General features: G+C 50.7%; 13 protein-coding genes. 6 read left to right on the top strand and 7 right to left on the bottom strand.

The features are described from left to right. Positions 1-8: 8 nt before the first annotated feature. From C2M36_RS07720 to C2M36_RS07710, 3 genes are all read right to left on the bottom strand, one after another. Complete coding sequence (locus C2M36_RS07720; RefSeq protein ID WP_105254406.1) at positions 9-611, bottom strand: hypothetical protein; 603 nt, start codon at positions 609-611, stop codon at positions 9-11. 58 nt (positions 612-669) lie between these two features. Continuing rightward, positions 670-5295 (bottom strand): carboxypeptidase regulatory-like domain-containing protein, encoded by a 4626-nt coding sequence (locus tag C2M36_RS07715; RefSeq protein WP_158678878.1) that lies wholly within the window; start codon positions 5293-5295, stop codon positions 670-672. A gap of 270 nt (positions 5296-5565) precedes the next feature. Continuing rightward, complete coding sequence (locus C2M36_RS07710) at positions 5566-6180, bottom strand: response regulator transcription factor (RefSeq protein ID WP_105254404.1); 615 nt, start codon at positions 6178-6180, stop codon at positions 5566-5568. A 304-nt stretch (positions 6181-6484) separates the two neighbouring features. Here C2M36_RS07710 and C2M36_RS07705 point away from each other — a divergent pair, with 304 nt between their 5' ends. The 6 genes from C2M36_RS07705 (at position 6485) to C2M36_RS07680 (ending at position 14603) form a co-directional block, all read left to right on the top strand. Further along, positions 6485-8350 carry a serine hydrolase gene (locus tag C2M36_RS07705; RefSeq protein ID WP_105254403.1) on the top strand — a complete coding sequence of 622 codons (1866 nt, stop codon included), beginning with the start codon at positions 6485-6487 and terminating at the stop codon, positions 8348-8350. A gap of 279 nt (positions 8351-8629) precedes the next feature. Beyond that, the gene (locus tag C2M36_RS07700; RefSeq protein WP_105254402.1) at positions 8630-9586 is read left to right on the top strand and encodes an HlyD family secretion protein; all 957 of its coding nucleotides are present in this window, start codon (positions 8630-8632) and stop codon (positions 9584-9586) included. After that, positions 9583-10509 carry an ABC transporter ATP-binding protein gene (locus tag C2M36_RS07695; RefSeq protein ID WP_105254401.1) on the top strand — a complete coding sequence of 309 codons (927 nt, stop codon included), beginning with the start codon at positions 9583-9585 and terminating at the stop codon, positions 10507-10509. The genes C2M36_RS07700 and C2M36_RS07695 overlap by 4 nt, the downstream gene beginning before the upstream one ends. Next, positions 10506-11618, top strand: a complete 1113-nt coding sequence (locus C2M36_RS07690) for an ABC transporter permease (protein WP_105254400.1) — start codon at positions 10506-10508, stop codon at positions 11616-11618. The genes C2M36_RS07695 and C2M36_RS07690 overlap by 4 nt, the downstream gene beginning before the upstream one ends. Positions 11619-11772: 154 nt before the next feature. Further along, positions 11773-12468, top strand: a complete 696-nt coding sequence (locus C2M36_RS07685; RefSeq protein ID WP_105254399.1) for a tellurite resistance TerB family protein — start codon at positions 11773-11775, stop codon at positions 12466-12468. A gap of 410 nt (positions 12469-12878) precedes the next feature. Continuing rightward, positions 12879-14603, top strand: a complete 1725-nt coding sequence (locus C2M36_RS07680; protein ID WP_105254398.1) for a S8 family serine peptidase — start codon at positions 12879-12881, stop codon at positions 14601-14603. A gap of 100 nt (positions 14604-14703) precedes the next feature. Here the strand turns inward: C2M36_RS07680 and C2M36_RS07675 are convergent, their stop codons facing one another. The 4 genes from C2M36_RS07675 to C2M36_RS07660 form a co-directional block, all read right to left on the bottom strand. Continuing rightward, positions 14704-17244 carry a TonB-dependent receptor plug domain-containing protein gene (locus tag C2M36_RS07675; protein ID WP_105254397.1) on the bottom strand — a complete coding sequence of 847 codons (2541 nt, stop codon included), beginning with the start codon at positions 17242-17244 and terminating at the stop codon, positions 14704-14706. 475 nt (positions 17245-17719) lie between these two features. Further along, on the bottom strand, positions 17720-18601 hold the full coding sequence (locus C2M36_RS07670) for a fibronectin type III domain-containing protein (RefSeq protein WP_105254396.1): 882 nt from the start codon (positions 18599-18601) through the stop codon (positions 17720-17722). 320 nt (positions 18602-18921) lie between these two features. Continuing rightward, positions 18922-19623, bottom strand: a complete 702-nt coding sequence (gene deoD, locus C2M36_RS07665) for a purine-nucleoside phosphorylase (RefSeq protein WP_105254395.1) — start codon at positions 19621-19623, stop codon at positions 18922-18924. An 11-nt stretch (positions 19624-19634) separates the two neighbouring features. Next, a complete protein-coding gene (locus tag C2M36_RS07660; protein WP_105189260.1) occupies positions 19635-20867 on the bottom strand; it encodes a phosphopentomutase in 1233 nt (410 codons plus the stop codon). Positions 20868-21047 lie beyond the last annotated feature (180 nt).

The raw sequence follows: 21047 nt of genomic DNA, 5'->3' as shown, positions 1-21047 counted from the left end.
GCCATCAATTAACGATAGGCCTCTAAGGAAAGGGTCAAGGTGGTGTTGTCCTGAAGTTGCGCCGGCAATTGCGCCGCCAACAACAAGCCGCTGGACAAGGAAGCATGGATTTTTCGCTTTAACAGTGGCGAGGCCGACACCAGCAACTTTTCGCTGCGACGTTCAAATTCATTCAGTTGCACCGTCAGATCCTGTAACTGCTTACGTAGAGCCAGGTAACTAGCCTGTAGGGAAGTATTCCCTCCTGCGGCGGCGGTGCCGAAGTTCGCCAGCAGCGCATTATTGGCATCAGCTAATCGGGTTAGCTGTGCACTTAAGTGGTCGACAAAATAATAACTGCCTTTGTCGAAATCTAGGTCATGTTGACCGCTCGGCTCCAGCACAGGGGATGTTTGCTGTGCATCACTCACCTGCAGCGCTAATTGCTGCACCTGAGCGTTTAAATCTAAAAAGCGCGCAACCAGGCGCTCCTGCTCGCTATTAAAAGCGTGTAACTTATTGATCTTGCTTTTTTTCTCCTGCTTCATCGCTTGCCAACTTTGCGCCTCAACCGGTGCGGAAAGAGCGCCGGCAGCTAGGCAAAAAACACCGATAAGAAGTAATTTATTCATGGTTAACTCCTAAGGGAAATAAGGAGCTCTAGGAGCTCCTTAGTTACAGGGTACTACTTTATGCGTTAGTCTTTAGCGCACGACCGTGGCCGCGTCTAAACAAGGCTAACGTGGCCAGTAGCATTAGTACAAATGGGTGGCTGCTACCGCCGCTGCTCTTAGACTTGGCGTCTTCGATCTCAACCGTTGCCAATACCTGGCTTGAAAGCGTTGCGCCACCGTCAACCTGGTGCAAACGCACGGAGAAGGACTCGGGCTGTTCTTTCTCGCCGTCGTTCATCACGGCAATGGTGATTTCCTTGTCGCCGTCGTCCAGGTCTTGCCAATGTAATTGACCGCTGGCGCTTTGGTAATCGCTACCGGCAACCGCCGTAGCATCCAAAGTTTCATAGCTTACGCTTAGGGCATTATCGCTGCCGCCTTGACGAGACACGGTCAAGGTCACCGAGCCTTCGTTTTCGTTCACGCGATACTGGCTCACGGTAAAGCCCAACTCACCGGGGGTGCGCTCAAGTACGTTGAGGTTAACCAACACGTTTTGCGCTAGGTAAGGCGAATCATTGGCCATCAACAATTGTGCCTGATAGAAGCCTGGCTCCATGTCTTTGGCATCAACATCGATTTGTACTTGCTGCGTCTGTTCCAGAGCAAGTTGACCCTTGCTTGGCGTCGAGTTTAACCAGTCCACTTCTTTGAATTCGCATACCCCGGTTTCACCAGATTTAATCTGGATCATCTGCTGGCTTTCGATATCCAATACCCACAGGTTGCCGTCGCAATCCAGGCTGATACCAGAGCCACCGCCGTCGGCACGGCCAGGCACTGAATAACCACCGACCACACGGTATTCGTCGCTTACATCCAGCACATAGATATCGATATCCATAGGCGCAAAGCTGTTAGCGGCGACAAACAAGTGATTGGTTGCCGGGTTAAAGGCTAGACCGGCCACAGGCAGACCCACATCGGTCGACTCTAACAAAGTACCATCGCTGGCAAAACGGTGTACCAGACCATCAATAAACGAACCAGAGAAGAATTGGTCGCCATTGGGATCATACGCCAGGCCACGTTGCGAGCTAGGCAGATCTGGACAAATACGGTTACCGGTAGCGCTTAGGCTGTTGGTATCGAATTCATAGATACAACGGTCGCCGCCAACGATGATCTGCCAGAGCTTACCGGTACGCTTATTAAACGCCATGCCGGCATGGGCACCACGGGTGCTTAGCAAGGGGCTCACATCCATGGTTTGATCCGTTTTCGTACCGTCGGTTTTAAAGCGATAGATTTTATCGTCACCACCGAATACACCCAGGTTATTGAGCCATAGATCGCCGGTGCTTTGGTCAAAGGCAACACCATTGGTGGCAACCAGGTCGATCGGCCAGCTTTGTACCAGCTCGGCATTCATTTTCGGTGCATCAGGGAAGATAAATGGCACACGAATATCACGAGTGTTTAAGTCCCATAGATCTTTAGGGCCAAACTTACGGCCACCGATAGCAAACGCAGGACCTACCATGTCTTGGCGCGGCGCCGCATTGATTTCTTCGATATTGAAGTTCAATACGTCCGAACCCTTGTTGGCGAGATTCAACGCTGTTGACAGGCTACGGCCACTGGTCACAGACAGCTCCAGAGTTTGCGTATCCACATCCAATTTACCGGCATTAAGCGTGAAGTCCTGCTCTAGCACTTCATTAAGCGCCACGCTCAACGTCTCACTTTGTAGCGTATAACCGGCCTGTTTCACCGCTAATTCTACGTCACCCAGATCGGTGAACAGAAGATAGCTACCATCGGCTTTGGTTGATGTGCTGCGACCTTTGTCCGTACTGACGATCGCATTGGCCACCGGCTCGCCGGTATTGGCATCTAGCACGTGCCCCGATACCAGACCGCCTTCAACGCTGGCACAGCTTTGGGCTATGGTCACATCATCGACTTGGGCCCAGTTATCGAACTGTTCTCCGTCCCAGATTGTGTGATAACGCCAACGTAAACGGAAACTCTGCGCGCCTACCAGGTGTTCGGCCAGGTCATAATCGACGCGGAATTCACGCATGGTATTGCCATAGCTCAGCACCGAATTCCAGGCACCGCCGTCAAGACTGATGTCCATATCCAGCATGGAGCCACCGTAGATGCCACCAACGAAGTCCATTTTGAACTGCAAGCTGGTTACACCGTTCAGATCGCTAACCGCAATCTCAGGCGTGATCAGATCCGAGTCGTAACGACCCCAACCATAACGGTCGTTGTCGATAGCCGCGGCATGACCGCTGCCACCGGTATAGTTAGGACGTGCCCAGTCGGTGCTGGTTTTCCAGATAATTTCATCGCTGCTGGCATTATTTACCACGTTCCAACCGGCCGGCGGGAAGGCCGTGCCATCGAAATCTTCAACAATACCCAAAGACTGATAGCCCGGAGCTACACAGGCTTTGCTGTCAACCATCAGGGCAATTTCACCCAGATCATTGGTTTGCAAAGTATCGACTTTCACCTCTTGAGCAACATAGCCCTCGCCCAGTGAAGCAACCTTAATGGCATAAGGCCAGCCTTGATATACTTCAATGCTGAATTCGCCGGTACTGGAGTCGTTGCTGAAGTTCACATCTTTGGTTAGATCGCCCATCAGGGTTAAAGATGCTGGAATTGGCCAGGCATGACCTGAACCATCGACAACACGACCCACTAGTGTGGTTTTCGGTAGCTCTGACAAGGTGGCATCAACCACTTTTGCGCCATCTTTGACCACATTGATGGCGCTGAAGTCGACCTGCGCATAACCGTAAGCCACCATGGCGACATCATATTCGCCTACCGGGGCCAGAATTTCATAGTAACCAGACTCATCGGTAAAGGTAGTCATGGCACCTACGCTGATCTGCGCTTGCGCTAAAGGTTCCCCGGTACTGCCATACAAGTGACCCTTTAGGGTACCTGTTGGGCCTGCGGTACAGTTAGGGAATTTGAACGAGCCGATACGGGTACGCCAGTCAATGCCGCCCGGGTTGGTGTCGCCGTAATATTCCTGGGTATACCAGAAGGTACAGTCATCAACCGGGTCGATGTTCATAGAGCTGTAGTCACCCCAGCGGCCATTAGCACCGAGCTGAGAGCTGCCACCAGCAACTATTTCCTGCTCACCCTGGGCCATCATATTAAGAGGGTCCGAGGCCAAACGACCGGTGTAACGTACTGAAGGATAAGTATTTTCTCCGCTCACGGTATAACCTAGGGCCATATTGCCCATGGCATCCATGGCCACACTGCCCATCCAGCGCGAGTCGCCATCTGGCGCATAACTACCCTGCTGATGCAGTACGGCTTCGGTGCTCGGATTACGAATTTCATACCAGCGTGGGCTCCAACGAGCGGCACCGGTTTCCGTTGGTGTATAAACCGTGTGGTTCACCACCAAAGATTCGTGATCGCCAAAGTTACGATACGCCAGGCGGTTCATAAGACGGTAAGGGATTTTATCCAGGTAGTTTTCGGCTGATACACCCGGCTGCGGAATACAGCCGCCGCTACAGCTGCTGAAATCCATACCGGTCACCGGAACTGCGGCCACCTGCTCAAAGGTTGAGTTTTCTGGGTTTTCCCAGTCTGCTTTAAAGGCCCAGACATGCATTTCGTCGCTGTCGTAACCTTGCGACTCATCGATGGGTTGCAAGAAGTAGTTCGGCGCGCCCTCTGGCGGCGGCGTCATACCATCGAGATCGGACGGTAACATACCACCGAGTACCGGGTGCGGATCGTCGAAATAGATCATCCGCGCCGATTCGCCGCGCAACATTTTATCACGCTCAAAGGCAACGGCACCGGCGCCACCCCACTGATCTTCACGGCCATCAAGATAGAATTGGTTGACCGACATATAATAGCCATCAGGCCAAACACCGAAGTGCGGATAGTCGTTCATTTTGACTTCACTGATTTTGAAGTCATATAAGTGCCACTCGCCGGTCGGATCCGAGGTTTTGGAAATGGCGATACATTCATGATAATCGCTTGGGTTGATGGCAAACTGGCTCATCATCCAACGGTCGGCAAATTGATCGTACAACACAATGGGGTCACCATCGTTGTTCGCTGCACAGATACCGCCTAATTCATCCCACAGGGCATTGGTCGGGGTGGGCTCAATCAGCATATTGCCTAGCTTATCCCATACCGCGAAGGATACGTTCACCATTTGCACATAATGATTCGGGCCGACATCACCTACGGTGTCGGGCGGTGCCACGCGGTTCACATTGTCGACGCCATCAAAGCTCAACAAAGGAGATGGCATGGTGTCGCCGCCAAAATCGGTTTGCAAGTTTTTCGCCGCCATATACGGCTCAAGCATGGATAGATTGCTGTATGCGTCTAATGACGATGCATGTTTTTGCGATTCGCTGGTTACAAACGGCAGCTCGAAGTTTTGAATCACTTCGCTGGTTTTAGGCGACACTTCACCGCTGATGGCATCCATTTTACCGATCTGCAGACGTGCTTTAGCGTCTTTATTGACCGCTGCGGCCAACTGGATTAAAGGGCGAGTTGTGGTGTGTACCACAGCTTCATTGACGATCGGCTGTGCCGATTTTGCATAACTGACCGGGCCAGCAACCACCGTTGCTGCACCCAAGGAGATGCATAAGCTAATTTGTGACTTTTTGAAATTCATCAAAAGCCTCCTCAACATGTGTTTGTCGGTTTCCCTAAGGCGGGGGAAACGCATTTGCCCGACGCGGCAGATGCACACGCGAGCGCTTATTGAGTTTGGTTTTGTATACTTGGCCAGTTCAATTTACAGAAAACACACGAGCGCTAACTGACAAAAGTCAGTTAGCGTTATATTTATGTAAAAAAGATGTGTTATAGAAAGATAAATGGCGCCCTGACCGACCAGCGTCGGCACCTCTGGGCTGGGACCTCTGGGCTGGGATAGATGAGGCTAAGAGTCTAGCATGGTGTTCATTCGTACCAGCTCGGCCAACGAACGCACGGCCATTTTTTTAAACACCCGAGCGCGGTGAATTTCCACCGTGCGCTGGCTCACGCCCAGCTCGATGGCCATCACCTTGTTAGCCTTGCCGGCGACCACCAGATCATAAATTTCGCGCTCCCGGTTAGTTAGGGTTGCCAGCCTTTTTTTAATCTCGGCCTGTCCCGCTTGCCCCGCCCTAGCCTCCTTGTCTTTTTTCAAGGCACCATAAATGCATTCAAGCAAGTCATTGTCTCTAAATGGTTTTTCAATTAGATCAAAGGCACCCTCGCGCATCGCCCGCACCGCCAGTGAAACATCGGCATGGCCGCTGATAAAAATAATGGGAAGCTTGGCATTAATGCCACTTAAGCGCTTTTGCAACTCCATGCCGTTCATGTCGGGCATACGAATATCAAGCAGCAGGCAGCCGCTCATGTCGTCGTTGTAGGCATCGAAAAACTGCTGCGCCGAAGCATAGGTATGGGTGTTTAACTCGACGGATTGCAGCAACTCGGCAATGGCATCAAGCACCACAGGATCGTCATCAACTACATACACGCTTTGGGTTTCACTACCACTCATAAGTCTTACACCGTGAATAGTTATTTAGTTTTTGTGATTATTTTATTAGTGCATATTTTTCCGTAAATATCCACCTTGGTGCTGCTTGAGCCTGCACATGCTTTGCTCTAGACAATTGGCGAAGCAGGTAAAAAAACGATAGAGGCACTGTCGTTGGACTTTTAACCTTCATGAATTAGGCTTTCTTGTATGGTAGGTGACCTAGCAAGGTCTCGATAACAAGCGGTTTGGCTTCCTTCATGCCCAGGTACGGGAGTTTAAATATCACCTACGTTCACTCGGGAAAGCCCAAAAGGAGATTAAGATGAATCGAGCTAATACCATACAAAGCATATCGGCGGCTTTGTTGATTATCAGTATCCTGCTCTTTAATACCGCGTCGGCGCAATCAATCGATGACCCCGATCAGGTTGGTTGGTCCAGTATTCGTGGTTATTCAAGTGAAAAGTTCGGAGAATATTTTAAAAAGAAATCACGCCAAGGCTATCGCGTAGTCGATATCGAGGTCGATAAAGTGAACGGCAAACGTCTGTATTCTGCAATTTGGCAGCACAACACAGACAATCGAAAATGGCGAAGCCTCAGAGATCAAACCCATGAGCAGTTTTCTAATACCTGGAACTCCCTCAAAGATAAATATCGTTTAATTGATCAAGAGGCCTACAAAGTCGGAAATAGCATGCGCTATGCCGGTGTGTGGGTGGAAAACAAAGAAAACATAAAATGGCTGTCGTACCGCAATTTAAACGAGGCTCAGTTCAAAGAAAAGTTTAATAAGAACAAAGCCAATGGTTATCGGATGGTGGATATTGAAGCCTATAAAAATGGGGGAAAAACGGCTTATTCTGCTATCTGGGTTAAAAATACCGGCAACACTGCCTGGGCCGAGTTTAGAAATATGTCTGCATCTCAGTATGCCGAGAAGTTCAAAAGCTTTAGAGACCAAGGCTATCGGGTACTTGATCTGGAATCATATCGTCTCGGTGGCAAACATCAGTATGCCGCAATCTGGGTGAAGAACACCAATAAACGCGGTTGGAAAGCCCTCCGTGATATGTCAGCCCAAGGGTATGCTAACGCTTGGAAGACCGCTAAAGATCAAGGTTATCGGCTAGAGGATTTTGAGGCCTATAACACTAACAAGGGTACTCGATATGCGGGTGTTTGGCGGCAAAATGGCGAGCGCCTGAGCTGGGGTCCACGTAAAAGTATCGATAAGCTCGTAGAAAAATACCGTAAAGACAACAATATCCCGGGCGTCAGTGTAGCCATAGGCAAAAAAGGCAAGATAGTCTATGAACGCGGCTTTGGATTGGCCAATGTGAAGGATAAGAGCGCAGCCCATGCAGGGACGATTTACCGTCTCGCTTCGGTCAGCAAGCCGGTAACCGCTATATTGGCAATGCGTTTAATCGATCAAAATAAATTATCTGTAGATAACCCCACCCTTGATTACGTGTCCGATTTGCCCTCCGCCCACACGCATACCGTACGCCAATTACTGGAACACCGTTCGGGCATTCGACACTATAAGGGTTCCCGCAGACCTAAAGATTGTAAGAACACGGATCCCAAGTGTTGTTGGGTGCCTAAGAGCCTTGCCGGAAAAGACAAGAGTTCTAGCCAATTTTCGACGCAAAACCAGGCCATGTCCCTGTTTATCGATGACGCTCTGAGGTTTTCTCCGGGCAGCAAGCGATGTTACAGCACTCATGCCTATACCGTTGCCGGAGCGGCGCTTGAAGGGGCGGCTAAATCCAGTTTCCCAAAACTGATTGAGCAACACTTCGGACAGTCGCTTGGTTTACCCACATTGCGGGCTGAGAATATGAAAAAATCCGTGAAAGAGCGGGCAATGATCTACAAAAGTGCGACATCTGAAGCGAAGAGAGACAATATTAGCTGGAAGTATGCCGGTGGAGGCCTGGAGTCTTCGGCCACCGATATGGCACGTCTTGGACTGAAGCTATTCGCAGGTCAAGTAACCAAGGACAGTACACGAAAATCCTTCTGGAAAAATAACGTCTTTGGCCATTCTGGCGCACAAAACGGTGCCAAGACCTATTGGCGCTTAGACTTTGGCAATGAGCTGGTCGTCATCGTGCTAGCCAATAGAAATGCGGGTAACCCCACCGAGCTGGCAAAGCAAATCGCCAACTTGGCTAAATAGTGGGTTGATTCTTATGCAAACGCAGCCCCCTAATCATATCGCGATAAAAGCGTAAAAATAGCGTTAGTCCGAGCGGCCGCTAGCGCCGTTCGGCACCCTGTGCTCTACTTAACGTCTACGCCGCGCAAAGCCGTCCTAGTGGTCGGCTTTGCCATTAATTGTCAATGTGGCTTTCCTAATAAATATCTTCATTACCACCAAACATTTCACAGATTTAAATTAAACTTATATCTAACAGGACGTTATTTACTAATTTGCTCCTAACCTTGGGCGAGCTCCATGAAATTGAGATACATCCCGCTTTGGTTCGTTTTGCTAACAAGCTTAATGGCATGCACCGACAACGACTCCAATACCGCGTTCGGTATTCTTGAGCGAGACAGAATCACGCTGTTGGCCACATCCAATGAAATCATCGTGGCACAGCCGATTGCAGAAGGATCGCAGGTAAAAGCGGGCGATATTCTCGTTGAATTTAATCACACCAAGCAATTAGCGACCTTAAACAAGGCCAAGGCGGTTGAGCAGCAAGCGCAAATGCAGCTGACAAAATTACTCAATGGCGAGAGAGCGGAAGACATTCTCGCCGGCGAAGCGAACTTGGCCTCGGCAAACGCCACCGCCCATGAAGCCGAGTTGCAGCTTAGTCGCACACAAGAGTTGGTGGCCAAATCCCTGGCCTCACAAAGAGAGTTAGACAGTGCCATTGCCGCCCGGGATTTGGCCAAAGCGGCGGTCGAGGTGGCCCAGCAAAACCTCAATAAACTCCTTAACGGGGCGCGCATAGAAGACATTCAACTGGCCAGAGCGACGCTAGCGGCGGCTCAAGCGGATGTCGAATATGAACAAACCGTCTTGGCAGAGCTAACCGTAAGAGCATCCCGCGACGGTATTTTGGATTCACTCCCCTACAATGTAGGTGAGCGGGTGGATGAACACAGTGTGGTCGCCATTTTACAGGCTAACAGCACCCCCTATGCCCGAGTCTATGTTCCCGAGCCCTACAAGGCGAACATAATCGCCGGTAAAGAAGTCATGGTGCGTATCGATGGGGTGGAAAAAGAGGTCGCCGGTATCATACGTTGGGTGTCTGTGGAGCCCGCCTTTACGCCCTATCGCAGCATGAGCGAAGGCGATCGCTCGCGTCTGGTCTATTTGACCGAAATTGACCTACCTGCAAGCACCCAGGCCCTGCCTGCGGGCATTCCAGTGCAGATCAAGTTGGACTCATTATGACCGAACTGGTGATTCAAGCGCACAATCTCAGCAAACAGTTTGGCACCTTAAAAGCCGTGGACAACATTTCGCTGAAGGTGGAAAAAGGCAATATCTATGGCTTTTTAGGGCCCAATGGCTGCGGCAAGTCGACCACCATTCGGGTGCTTACCGGGTTACTTACGCCAACCACCGGCCAAGTTGAGGTATTGGGGCTGGCCATTCCTCGCCAAGCAGACGCATTAAGGCTAAGGATAGGCTACATGACCCAGAAGTTCTCCTTGTATGAAGATTTAACGGTGGAAGAAAACCTGTTTTTTATGGGGCAGATTTACGGTTTAGCCGGCACAGAGCTTAAAGCTCGCTGCCTAGAGCAAATCGACACCTACGGGCTGCATGCCTTACAAAAGCAAATGGTCGGCGGCATGAGTGGCGGAGAAAAACAACGTTTGTCTTTGGCCTGCGCCACCATCAATAAGCCCGAGCTACTGTTTCTCGATGAGCCCACCTCCGCCGTGGACCCGGAAAATCGACGGGATTTTTGGGAGAAGCTATTCGACTTATCCGAGCAAGGCACCACCATCTTGGTCACCACCCATTATATGGACGAAGCGGAACGATGCCACCGCTTGGCGATTATGGAGTCTGGGGCAATACGCGCCGATGGCTCGCCGGATGAATTAATGCAGAAGATGGGGGTGAACATTGTTGAGGTCAAAACCTCCGGTTTGCGCTCATTAAAATCTAAACTGATCGCCAATGAACAGGTGCGCTCCGCCGCACAGCTAGGAGTGCGCCTGCGCGTCCTCGTCTATGAGCAAATACCCAACCCAATCGACTGGCTTAAATCCCAGTACCCAGAGCTACACAATGCAGAGCTCACCCAGGCTCGCCCAACATTGGAAGATGTGTTTGTGAGCGTTACGGGAGATAGCAGAGAATGATTTCCTTTGCCCGCATTCGTGCGGTGATGTTCAAAGAAGTAAAGCAACTGGCACGGGATAGGCTCACCTTTGCCATGATAGTAATGATCCCCTTAATACAACTGACGCTGTTTGGTTACGCCATCAATACCGATGTGCGTCATATCCCCGTTGCGCTGGTTGATCAAAGCCATAATCAAACCGGCCGTTTACTGCTTGAAACCGTGCGGGCGACCCAAATAGTGAATTTCACCAAGACCTTTGACACCCCGAAAGCGGCAAAGGCTGCTATTGGGACGGGCGAAGTACGGGCCGTGCTCGTCATTCCCCATGATATAAACCAGCGCCTGGCGCAACAACGCGCCCTTGCCCACTGGCTGGTGGATGGCACCGACAGCGTGATTGGCGGCGCCATCTCCGGCTTGCAGAATATGCCGTTTACCCTGGACCCCAAATCTGCCAATGCCGGGCAGACATTACTCGATGCCAACAATACCTTCGAAGTGGCACTTTATTACAACCCCAGCCGCAGAACGGCGGTGAATATAGTGCCCGGATTACTTGCGGTGATCTTGAGTATGACCATGGTGCTGTTCACCAGCATTGCCATTGTCCGTGAACGCGAAAGAGGCAATCTGGAGCTTTTAATCACAACGCCGGTGCGCCCCTTGGAGCTGATGATAGCCAAGATTGTCCCCTATATTTTCGTTGGTTTAATTCAGGTGGTGATAGTCTTAGGCTTGGGCTACCTGATGTTTGATGTACCTATTCATGGCAAGCCTCATGAGATTTTGCTCGGTTCACTGTTGTTTATCTCCGCAAGCCTGGCGTTAGGACTTTTGATTTCGACCCTGGCACGCAGTCAGTTGCAGGCAATGCAGATGACCCTGTTCGTGCTGCTGCCCTCCATTTTACTGTCGGGGTTTATGTTTCCCTACGAAGGCATGCCCGTCGCCGCTCAATGGATTGCCGAAGCCCTGCCCGCCACCCATTTTATGCGTATTATCAGGGGGCTAGTGCTGCGCAGCGCTGAGCTCTCCAGTTTATGGCAAGACTCGCTGTGGCTTGGCGCCTTTACCCTTTTTGGCGTTTTCTTTGCCGCCAGGCGTTTCACTAAAACGCTGGATTGATAGCCACTTGTCCCAAATCCAGGTTTAAAAAGTGCTGTTAGTCGGCACCATGTAGACTTAGCGCCGACTCTGTAGCGCTTTGTAACAAAACCGGCGTTTTCATTTCAAAACAATTGGCATAAGGTGTGACCAACACAGAGAAAAGGATGCAGTGATGAAAGAATTACAAAAACTCGTGGGCAGCCTGAATAAATCCGGGGCGCTCAGCGGCTTTTTAGGCGGCGTGACCGGCGGCGGATTGACCAGCCTGGCCACGGGAAAAAAAGGCAAGAAAGTCGGTAAAAAGGCGCTTAAATACGGAGCCCTGGCCGCGGTCGGAGGGCTTGCCTGGAAGGCCTATCAGCAATACTCGCAAAAAAGCGATGCCAGGCAGAGCAATCAAGTACACAAAGAGTACCAAGGGCACTCAGACAATCACGGTGGCCGCATCTTTGATTACACCCCAGATCGTATGCCCGAGCAGGCGTTTGAGGACGTGATCGATGATAACAATGAGTCGGGACAATTATTGTTAATGCGAGCGATGATCGCCGCCGCCTATGCAGATGGTCATATCGACGAATTAGAACGACAAAAAATCTTCGCCAGCGTGGAAAATATGGCGCTCACGGTCGAGGAAAAAGCCATGCTCTTTGACGAATTACGCCAGCCCCTGACCTTGTCTGAGCTGGTGAGCGCGATACCGGATGCGCAAACCGGCATTGAGGTCTACGCCGCCAGCGTCGACGCCATCGATCTAACGCAGCCCGCATCAAGGCTATACCTCGATACGCTGGCAAATCAGCTGTGCATACCACAAGAATTGGTGACCAGCATTCATAACCAATTGGTACATCAACAAAACCTCTAGCACTTTTAAAAAGAACATATCGAGCCTCGCTGCTATGCGGGGCTTTTGTGTCTCTACTTTTAGGCTTACTCCTAAAGTACCAATCACACCATCGAACATTGCTAAGCCCCAGAAGACTTCTAGACTTAGGAGATTAAGCAGTTCTGTGCAGCCGTTCTTGGCAGCCAACTTTGGCAACCAAATTTGGCAAACGTGGGCACAGTAAGCGGCGTAAGGTCGGGAGGTGACCTTGCGGTAGCGCCGACAGGAAACATTTAAAAAGTTCAAAGGAGAGAGAAAGTGCAAAGTTTTAATCGTCTTTTGCTGTCGCTGCTGTTTGCTCTGGTTTATACCCATGCCCTTGCCTCACCTGGCGCCGTAGTGGTTCCGGGCAGTCATGACATCCCCGCCTACGCCCCTGACCGGTACTGGTGAAATTCAAACCAGGCACCAAGGCCAATGAGATCGGCCAGATGGCGGCCATGGCCGGTGGCTCGCAAGTAAGGGTGTTGTCGCCGCTGAATGTGCATGTAATTGAAGTGCCCGTGGGCAGCGTTGGTAAAAGTATCAAGATGTTCAGCAACAATCCCAATGTCGTTTACGCCGAGCCGGATCACTACCGGGTCTTGTTGATCCCCGATGAAGGGCAAGATCCGCCGCCCACCGGCACCGACAACCAATGGTTTAACGAGCAATGGGGCCTGAATAATACCGGGCAATTGCTGATGAACCCAGAAACAGGGCAACAAGAATTTGTCGGTCGGGTGGACGCGGATATTGATGCGCCCGAAGGCTGGGATATCAGCACCGGCTCCAATCAAGTGAAAATTGCTATTCTCGATACCGGCGTCGACTGCCGAACAGCTGCACGACCCGGCGGCAGCCTTGAATTTATTGCCCCCGGCAAATGCATTGAAGAAGTCAGTTTTGTTGCCGACTACAGCACCACCCTCGATGATGTTGCCGCCCACGGCAGCCATGTGGCTGGCATAGCCGCCGCGGCCACCAACAATGATATCGGCATTGCCGGCGTCGGTTGGAACAGCGCCGTTGGCAACCTGAAAACCTGCTTTGAATACACCATAGATCTAATGCCGCCCTTGGGCATTTATGTGATAGTCGGGGTGTGCCCGGTTTCCTCATCCGCCGCGGCGATCACCTATGCCGCCGACAACGGCTACCATGTGATCAACATGAGTTATGCCAGTGACTCGGTGGATGAAAATGGCGACCCTGCCGGTCTTGGCGGCTGGACACAGACCGAGTCCGATGCCGTCGACTATGCCTGGAGCAAAGGCACAGTGCTTATCGCTGCGGCCGGTAACGACGGCGTTAACACCCTCACCTACCCGGCGGCCTACGACCCCGTACTGGCCGTGGGCGCCACCGAACGAAATGATGACAGGGCTTCATTTTCCAATTTCGGTAATTGGATATCCATGATGGCACCGGGGGATCATATTATCTCCACCGTACCCAACGAGCTCTGTGTCTTCTATGCGGAGATTTTGGGGACTATTTTTGACCCCGACAACGATGCCTGCCTGGATTGGTATTCCGGCACCTCCATGGCCAGCCCTCATGTCGCCGGTGCGGCGGCAATGGTTTGGGCACATTTCTATAGTGACGGACTGGCGGATCCTGCCACCTGCGAAGCCGCGCCGGGCGTACCTTGTAACCAGGCCGTGCGTGAGCACTTGGAGCAAGGCGCTGACATCAGTGGTGCCGGGGGGCAAAATATGCAAGCCTGGTCGCAGCACGGTCGCCTTAATCTCGCCGGCGCCCTAAGCGCCAGCAGCAATCCGCAACCGCCCCTTACTCCCGGTAATTTTATCGTTGCTGACGGCGCTAATGGCACCGCACAACTTAGCTGGAATGATGTGAGCGGCGAGAGTGGCTACGAATTACAGCGAGAAAAGGCCCATAAAAAACTGGCGGGGGTGTGGCAGTCCAGCACATCCATTGGCCCAATTAGCGCCGATCAGACCGCCATAGTAGATGCCAGCGGCACCGGCACCTTCCGCTATCGCCTTCGGGCTTTTAATAATAGCGGCGCCTCATCCTGGTCGAGCTGGGTAAGTGTGGAGGTCACCGAAAGTGGTGGTGGTGGCAGCGGCGGTGATAAACCCTGCCGCGGTAAAAAGTGCAGCAACTAGTTGCTACGCAATAGGTGATAAGCACTAGGCGTTCAGCGCCGTTCAGAAGTGATAGACATAAAAAAAGCACGCTTTCGCGTGCTTTTTTATTCGATTGCGTTTAGAAGCTAAAGCTTACTTTCGCATAATAGGTCATACCATCAAAGCCATACGGCACTGCGCGAAGCGGGTATTTAAATGCCTGATTTGAAATAAAGTCAAGCGCTTCGTCTTGACCAAGCTCATCAGGGGTTTCATCAAACAGGTTGTCGATACCCACAGACAGCATGATCTCCTCGGAAAGCTGATAACCCACATTTACGTCCACAAGCACGGCCGATTCAACGGTGCTGGTGTCTTTAAATGACCCGGTAGGCGATAACTCATCCGGTAGGCCGATATGGTCATTACCGAAGTATTTAACGTCGGTCTCACCGAAATAGTTAAAGCGCAACATGCTGTTGTAATCGCCACGCTCATATTCGAATGTCAGGGTAGCACGCTCACCCGGCTGACCATCGGTTAAGAAGCTACGTTGTAAATCATCCAAAGCGATATTATCTGGAATGCCTTCAGGCGCGTTTACATCGTCGATTTCGGTGTCGTTCAAGTTACCCGCGAAGGTCGCTGAGAAGTCACCATCGTATAAATCGGTGCGATAAGAAGCGATGATATCCACCCCTTTCGTGGTTGAGTCAACCGAGTTTGAGAAGTAGTTCGCCTGCTCTGCACCGGTGGCATTAAGCGCGGCTACCGCTTCTGGGCTAAAGGCTACATCTTCTGCTGACATCAAGCTGCCTAGGGTGATGCGGTCTTTGATCTCTACGTGATAGAAATCAACGGTGAGTGATAGCTCGCTGCTGACATCGTAAACAAAACCAAAGCTTAAGTTTTCAGAGGTCTCTAGCTCCAGGTTATCTACACCCAGGGCAGATGGGAAATCCGAGCCGGCCGTTGCGGTAAACGACTGCAATAACACGCCACCGGCACCCAGGTTAGTGGTGTAGGCGGTGTAAGCGCTTTGTTGTAATGATGGCGCTCTAAAGCCAGATGAAATAGCACCACGAATGGCGAAATCATCGTTCACTTCATAGCGAGTCGCTAATTTACCTATGATGTCGTCACCGGCATCTGAGAAGTCTTCATAGCGCAGCGCCGCACTTACCTGCCAAGCGTCGGTGATTAATGTTTCGGCATCGGCATATAAGGCATAGCTGTGACGACTTTCGTCGTTCGATGCTTCAGGACGTAAGCCGTTGTAAGCCTGGAAACCACATTCTGCAAATTGGTCAGGATCATTTACCGAAGGGTAAGAGGTATCCATATTTGCTAGGCCACAGGCGTAAGATGCTTCTTCACCTGGGACGATTTCATAGTTTTCTTTACGGTACTCAGCACCAATTGACAGATAAACAGGGTCGGTACGACCGATATCGATAATACCCGTTACATCCGCATTCACCGTTGTTTGGTCGAAGCGGAAGCCGCCAGAATAACCGCCACGGGGGCCGGCATTGGCAATGATCTCTTCGTCCGTGGCATCTGGATTGTTGAACACATACTCAGCCGCGTAAGACGCATTGATGGTGTTTTTCGAATTAAAGTCATAGGTGTTTTCGCCATAAACCGCTGAAACATCATAGTTCCAGTCTGGGTTTATCTCACCGCGTAGACCCAAGGCAAAGGAGATATCTTCCGCCTCGTTATCGATGCGTGGCAGGAAGCCGTCGCCATATACCTGGACCACGTTCTTAGAGGCCTGGTCGAAGTTACGATAGAAGCCATTACCTAACGCAGTACGGTTTGAATAGCCACCAAAGGAGTACAGTTCATTATCGCCCATAGGCAGGGCCATATTGTAAAACAGTGAGGTAAATTCGCTGTCGGCATTACCTTGTCCCCAGCGCACTTCGTCGGACAGGGTACCCGCAGGCACATCTACCGAGCCACCAATGTCGCGCTGAGCACGGTTGGTGCCGTCGGCATCACGGTATTCAACAGAGAAGTTGATAAAACCGCCTTCATCGCCGATATCAAAACCGCGGTTTAGGCCGATAGAAATGGTGTCGCCATCCCCTTCACCCGTGCTGCCCGCTTGCACGTAACCGGTAGTAACACCCGTTGAGTTATTTAAAGAAAGGTTGATAACGCCGGCGATGGCATCGGAGCCATATTGCGCTGCGGCACCGTCACGCAAGACTTCAACGCCTTTTAACGCGGTCATGGGGATGGCGTTCATATCGGTACCCGCGGCACCGGCGCCTACCGTACCATTAAGGCCGAAGATAGACTGGTTATGACGACGTTTACCATTGATCAGCACCAGAGTTTGGTCTGGCTGTAAGCCACGCAGGGTCGCGGGGCGGAACAGGTCGGAGCCGTCCGATACCTGAGTACGAGAAAAGTTAAACGACGGCGCGGTGGCCTGTAAGCTTTGACCCAGCTCGGTATAGCCACCCTTATTCAGGTCATCTGAGTCGATCAAATCAACAGGAGAAGTAGATTCCGTGGCCGTGCGATTAGCCATGCGCGACCCCAGTACCGAAATTACCTCAATTTTTTCATCTGCTTTGACCTGTTGTGTTTCTTCGGCTTGCACTGAGACCGTGGATACGGCCAAGCCGACGGCTACTGCCAGCATATTTAAACGATGTGTTGTCATGTGTGTCCCGTTGATTATCCTGCCTACTCTTCTTTATCAATCGACACACCCAAAGGTGGAGACAAAGAAGAGTAAGTTAAAGCACGTATTATCGATTTATTAAAATCACTTTTATGAAGGCTAATTCAAGCCTGCGAATTAACCTTTAGGAAACATCCTATCAACAAAAATACGAAATGAAAGAAAAATCAACTACGACTAAAGTCTGAAAATGGAATTATCTAGTTATTTGAAATGGTTAGGATTAATTTGGTGTGGTGATACGACCAGTTTGGCGCTGTTTTTGGGGTCAGAAAGGGCCGAGCACAGCGAACCAAGAGCAATTAACTCTTATCAGGAGTTTTACATGCATTCAATATGGCGAAACTGAGAGCGACAACTTGTTGTGATAAATACCAGGCATAAAAAAGCCCCGCTAAAAAGCGGGGACTTTGAGATTAACGTTTTCGTTTGCCAGCGCCAATACGCTCTTGCTCTACTGCTCTATCTCAAAATCGTAATCCTGATGCTTCCTATGAGTCTCCGAAATCAAATTCCCTTCTGCGTTCTCGGCCTGTACTTCAAACCCATAGTAATGACCTGGCTTTAAAGTGACATCATATTTACTCAAATCAAGGAAAGTATCCTCTGTAGAGGGCCTTGCTGGCCAATCGAAAATTGACTTACTTTTCCATGTATCTGGATCTACTTTTTCAAAAATCTGGATCTTATATTTAACTGCATTTGGATATTGCTCCCACTTTAGCACCACAGAATCAGAACTTGAAAATCTCGATTTATCTAAGCGTTTGATAATAGGATCAACAAACCTAAAATTTAATCCACGCCCTTGTTCAGTTTCACTGACCCAAAATTTTGAAGTGGAGTTTCGGTCTTCAGGATGACTTATTTTCCCCGGTAATAATTCATTGACAATCGAATAATCAAATTCATAACCATCAATTTTGTACTCACCATAAGGCACCCTAACCTCGTACACTCCTTTAATATCAGTTATCGCCCATTGACTCTTTGCGCTGCCATTAAGAGCTAATCTCAGTTTCAAACCTGCTAAAGGTTTTCCGTTTACTGCAACCGTGCCATTAATAATACCTTCGCCTGCTGAAAGCTTAGAATAGCCACTTATTGGAAATTCACCTGAATAGATTGCTGACGATCCTAGGAAGTTATTTGGCTCGCGAATAGGCGGGGCTTGGTCAATCGTTTCTTCCAATGTTCTGGAGTCTAAGCTAGAAGACTGAAAAGAACCTTCGAGTATAGGCGGTATTACAAAATAGATAGCAACAACCCAGACCACAACAAAGGCAACACCAAATCCTGTGCCAAAAATTAAACCATCTATCAATCTCTTTAACATTGGACATTACTTCCTTTTAAAAGCATTGCTCTTCAGCGAATAGGCACAAATGTGGTAACCGGCTGGATATCGATGCCAAACCTCCAAATAAGTTGGCAAAATCACTTCGCCGCTTTACTGAGAAATTATCTTAACAGAACCAAACTATCAGGAGTTTTACATGCATTCAACATGGCGAGACTGAGAGCGACAACTTGTTGTGATAAATGCCAGGCATAAAAAAGCCCCGCTAAAAAGCGGGGACTTTGAGGTTAACGTTTTTCACGTATTACCAAGGAACACGGGTGTTGCAACCTAGGGATAGTCCCTAGGTGCATAAATTAGATTGATTCGAGGGCGATTTTCACCATCTCGTTAAAGGTGCTTTGACGCTCTTCGGCTGGCGTTGCTTCGCCGGTGATCACATGATCGCTCACCGTAAACAGCGCCATGGCATTGGCGCCGTATTCGGCGGCCACGCCGTAAAGACCGGCTGTTTCCATGTCCACCGCCAACACGCCCAGCTTATGCAGCTCTTCGTAGAACGAGGGGTCGGCCTGATAGAAGGTATCCGTGGTAAACACGTTACCTACCTTGGCATCAATACCCAATTCACGAGCGGCACGCACGCCATTTTCAAGCAAGCCATAGCTGGCCAGGGCGGCAAAATCGTAGCCACGTACACGGGCACGGTTGACATTGGAGTCGGTGCTCGCACCCTGGGCAAAAATCACGTCACGAATTTTGGTATCCGCGGCGATGCCGCCACAGGTACCGATACGAATAATGTTTTTCACGCCGTAGCTGACGATCAGCTCGCGGGCATAAATGGACATGGATGGAATGCCCATACCCGAGCCCATGATGCTCACCGGCTTGCCTTTATAAGTGCCGGTAAAACCGTACATATTGCGTACGCCAGTCACTTGTTTCGCATCGTCGAGAAAGTGCTCGGCAATGTATTGGGCACGCAGTGGATCGCCCGGCATTAATACCGTTTCGGCAAAATCGCCCTGGGCTGCGCTAATATGTGGCGTACTCATATCTTGTCCTCTTACTGTGCTGTGTCCGGCGTATCGAGCGACAGCGCCGCAACAAAGCCGTTACCATATTCAAGTGTTGTTAGGTCAAACCATTGCGCCAGGGTCTGGCCGATATCGGCAAAACTCTCACGCTCACCCAGAGCCACGGCTTGCATGCCCGGGCGATAGGCGATTACCGGCACATACTCGCGAGTATGATCCGAGCCTGGGGCGGTGGGGTCGCAGCCATGGTCGGCGGTGATGATCAGCAGATCATCTTCTTTTAACTGCGCCAGCACATGGGGCAAAAAGTCATCGAATACTTTCAATGCTTCGCCATAACCCACGGCATTACGACGATGACCGTATAGCTCATCGAAGTCCACCAGGTTGGTAAATACCAAGCTGTTGTCCGGCGCCTGTTTAAACACCTCGACGGTTTTCGCCAGCAGGTTTTCCAGGCCCGGCGCCTTATATTTTTGGGTGATCCCCTGATGGGCATAAATATCGGCAATTTTGCCAATACTGATCACCTCGCCACCGGCGGCCGCCAGCTTATCAAGCACTGTCGGGGCCGGCGGTAACACCGAATAATCGCGGCGATTACCGGTGCGCTTAAAATCATCCTTGTCATTGCCAACAAAGGGGCGCGCAATCACGCGGCCGATGTTGTAGTCATCAAGCAGTGAGCGTGCAACTTCACATACCTGATACAAGTTATCCAAGCCAAAGCTTTGTTCATGGGCGGCAATTTGGAACACGCTATCGGCCGAGGTGTAACAAATTGGCTTACCCGTGCGCACATGCTCCTCACCGAGCTCGGCGATAATGGTCGTGCCCGAAGCATGACAATTACCCAAGATCCCGGGAATACCGGTGCGCGCTACCAATTCCTCGATCAACTCGGCAGGAAAGCTAGGTGTGGTTAAGGGGAAATAACCCCAATCAAACAACACCGGCACACCGGCCATTTCCCAATGCCCCGACGGCGTGTCTTTGCCACTGGATAACTCCTTGGCATAACCCCACGCAGCCATTGGCTGTTGGCGATTGGCAACGTTAAGGGTTCGACCAGACGCCGCCTCACAGGCATCGATCAAACCCAGTCGCGACAAGTTTGCCAGCGCCAGGGGTTCACCCCAGTGCTGCTGGTAGGCATCTAAAATGTGGGCCAGGGTGTTGGCGCCAAGATCGCCAAAGGCCTCGGCATCCGGTGCCGCGCCTATACCCAGACTGTCGGCCATCAAGATCACTGCTCGTGCCATACTTGCCTCGCTCTATTACGCTATGTTGCTAACTTTAACCACTTGATAAATTTACCAACAGGACAAAAGTCCTACAGTAATTATAGGTTTGATCTGGGCGCTAGGGGTTCGCCACTGATGTTTTTTCAAGCGGACATAAGTCCTTATAAAAACCCGGTACAAAGGCTACATTTGTCGGAA

The sequence above is a fragment of the Pseudoalteromonas sp. T1lg75 genome, assembly GCF_002964705.1.
GTDB lineage: Bacteria > Pseudomonadota > Gammaproteobacteria > Enterobacterales > Alteromonadaceae > Pseudoalteromonas.
This window is presented reverse-complemented; position numbering and strand designations above follow the sequence as displayed.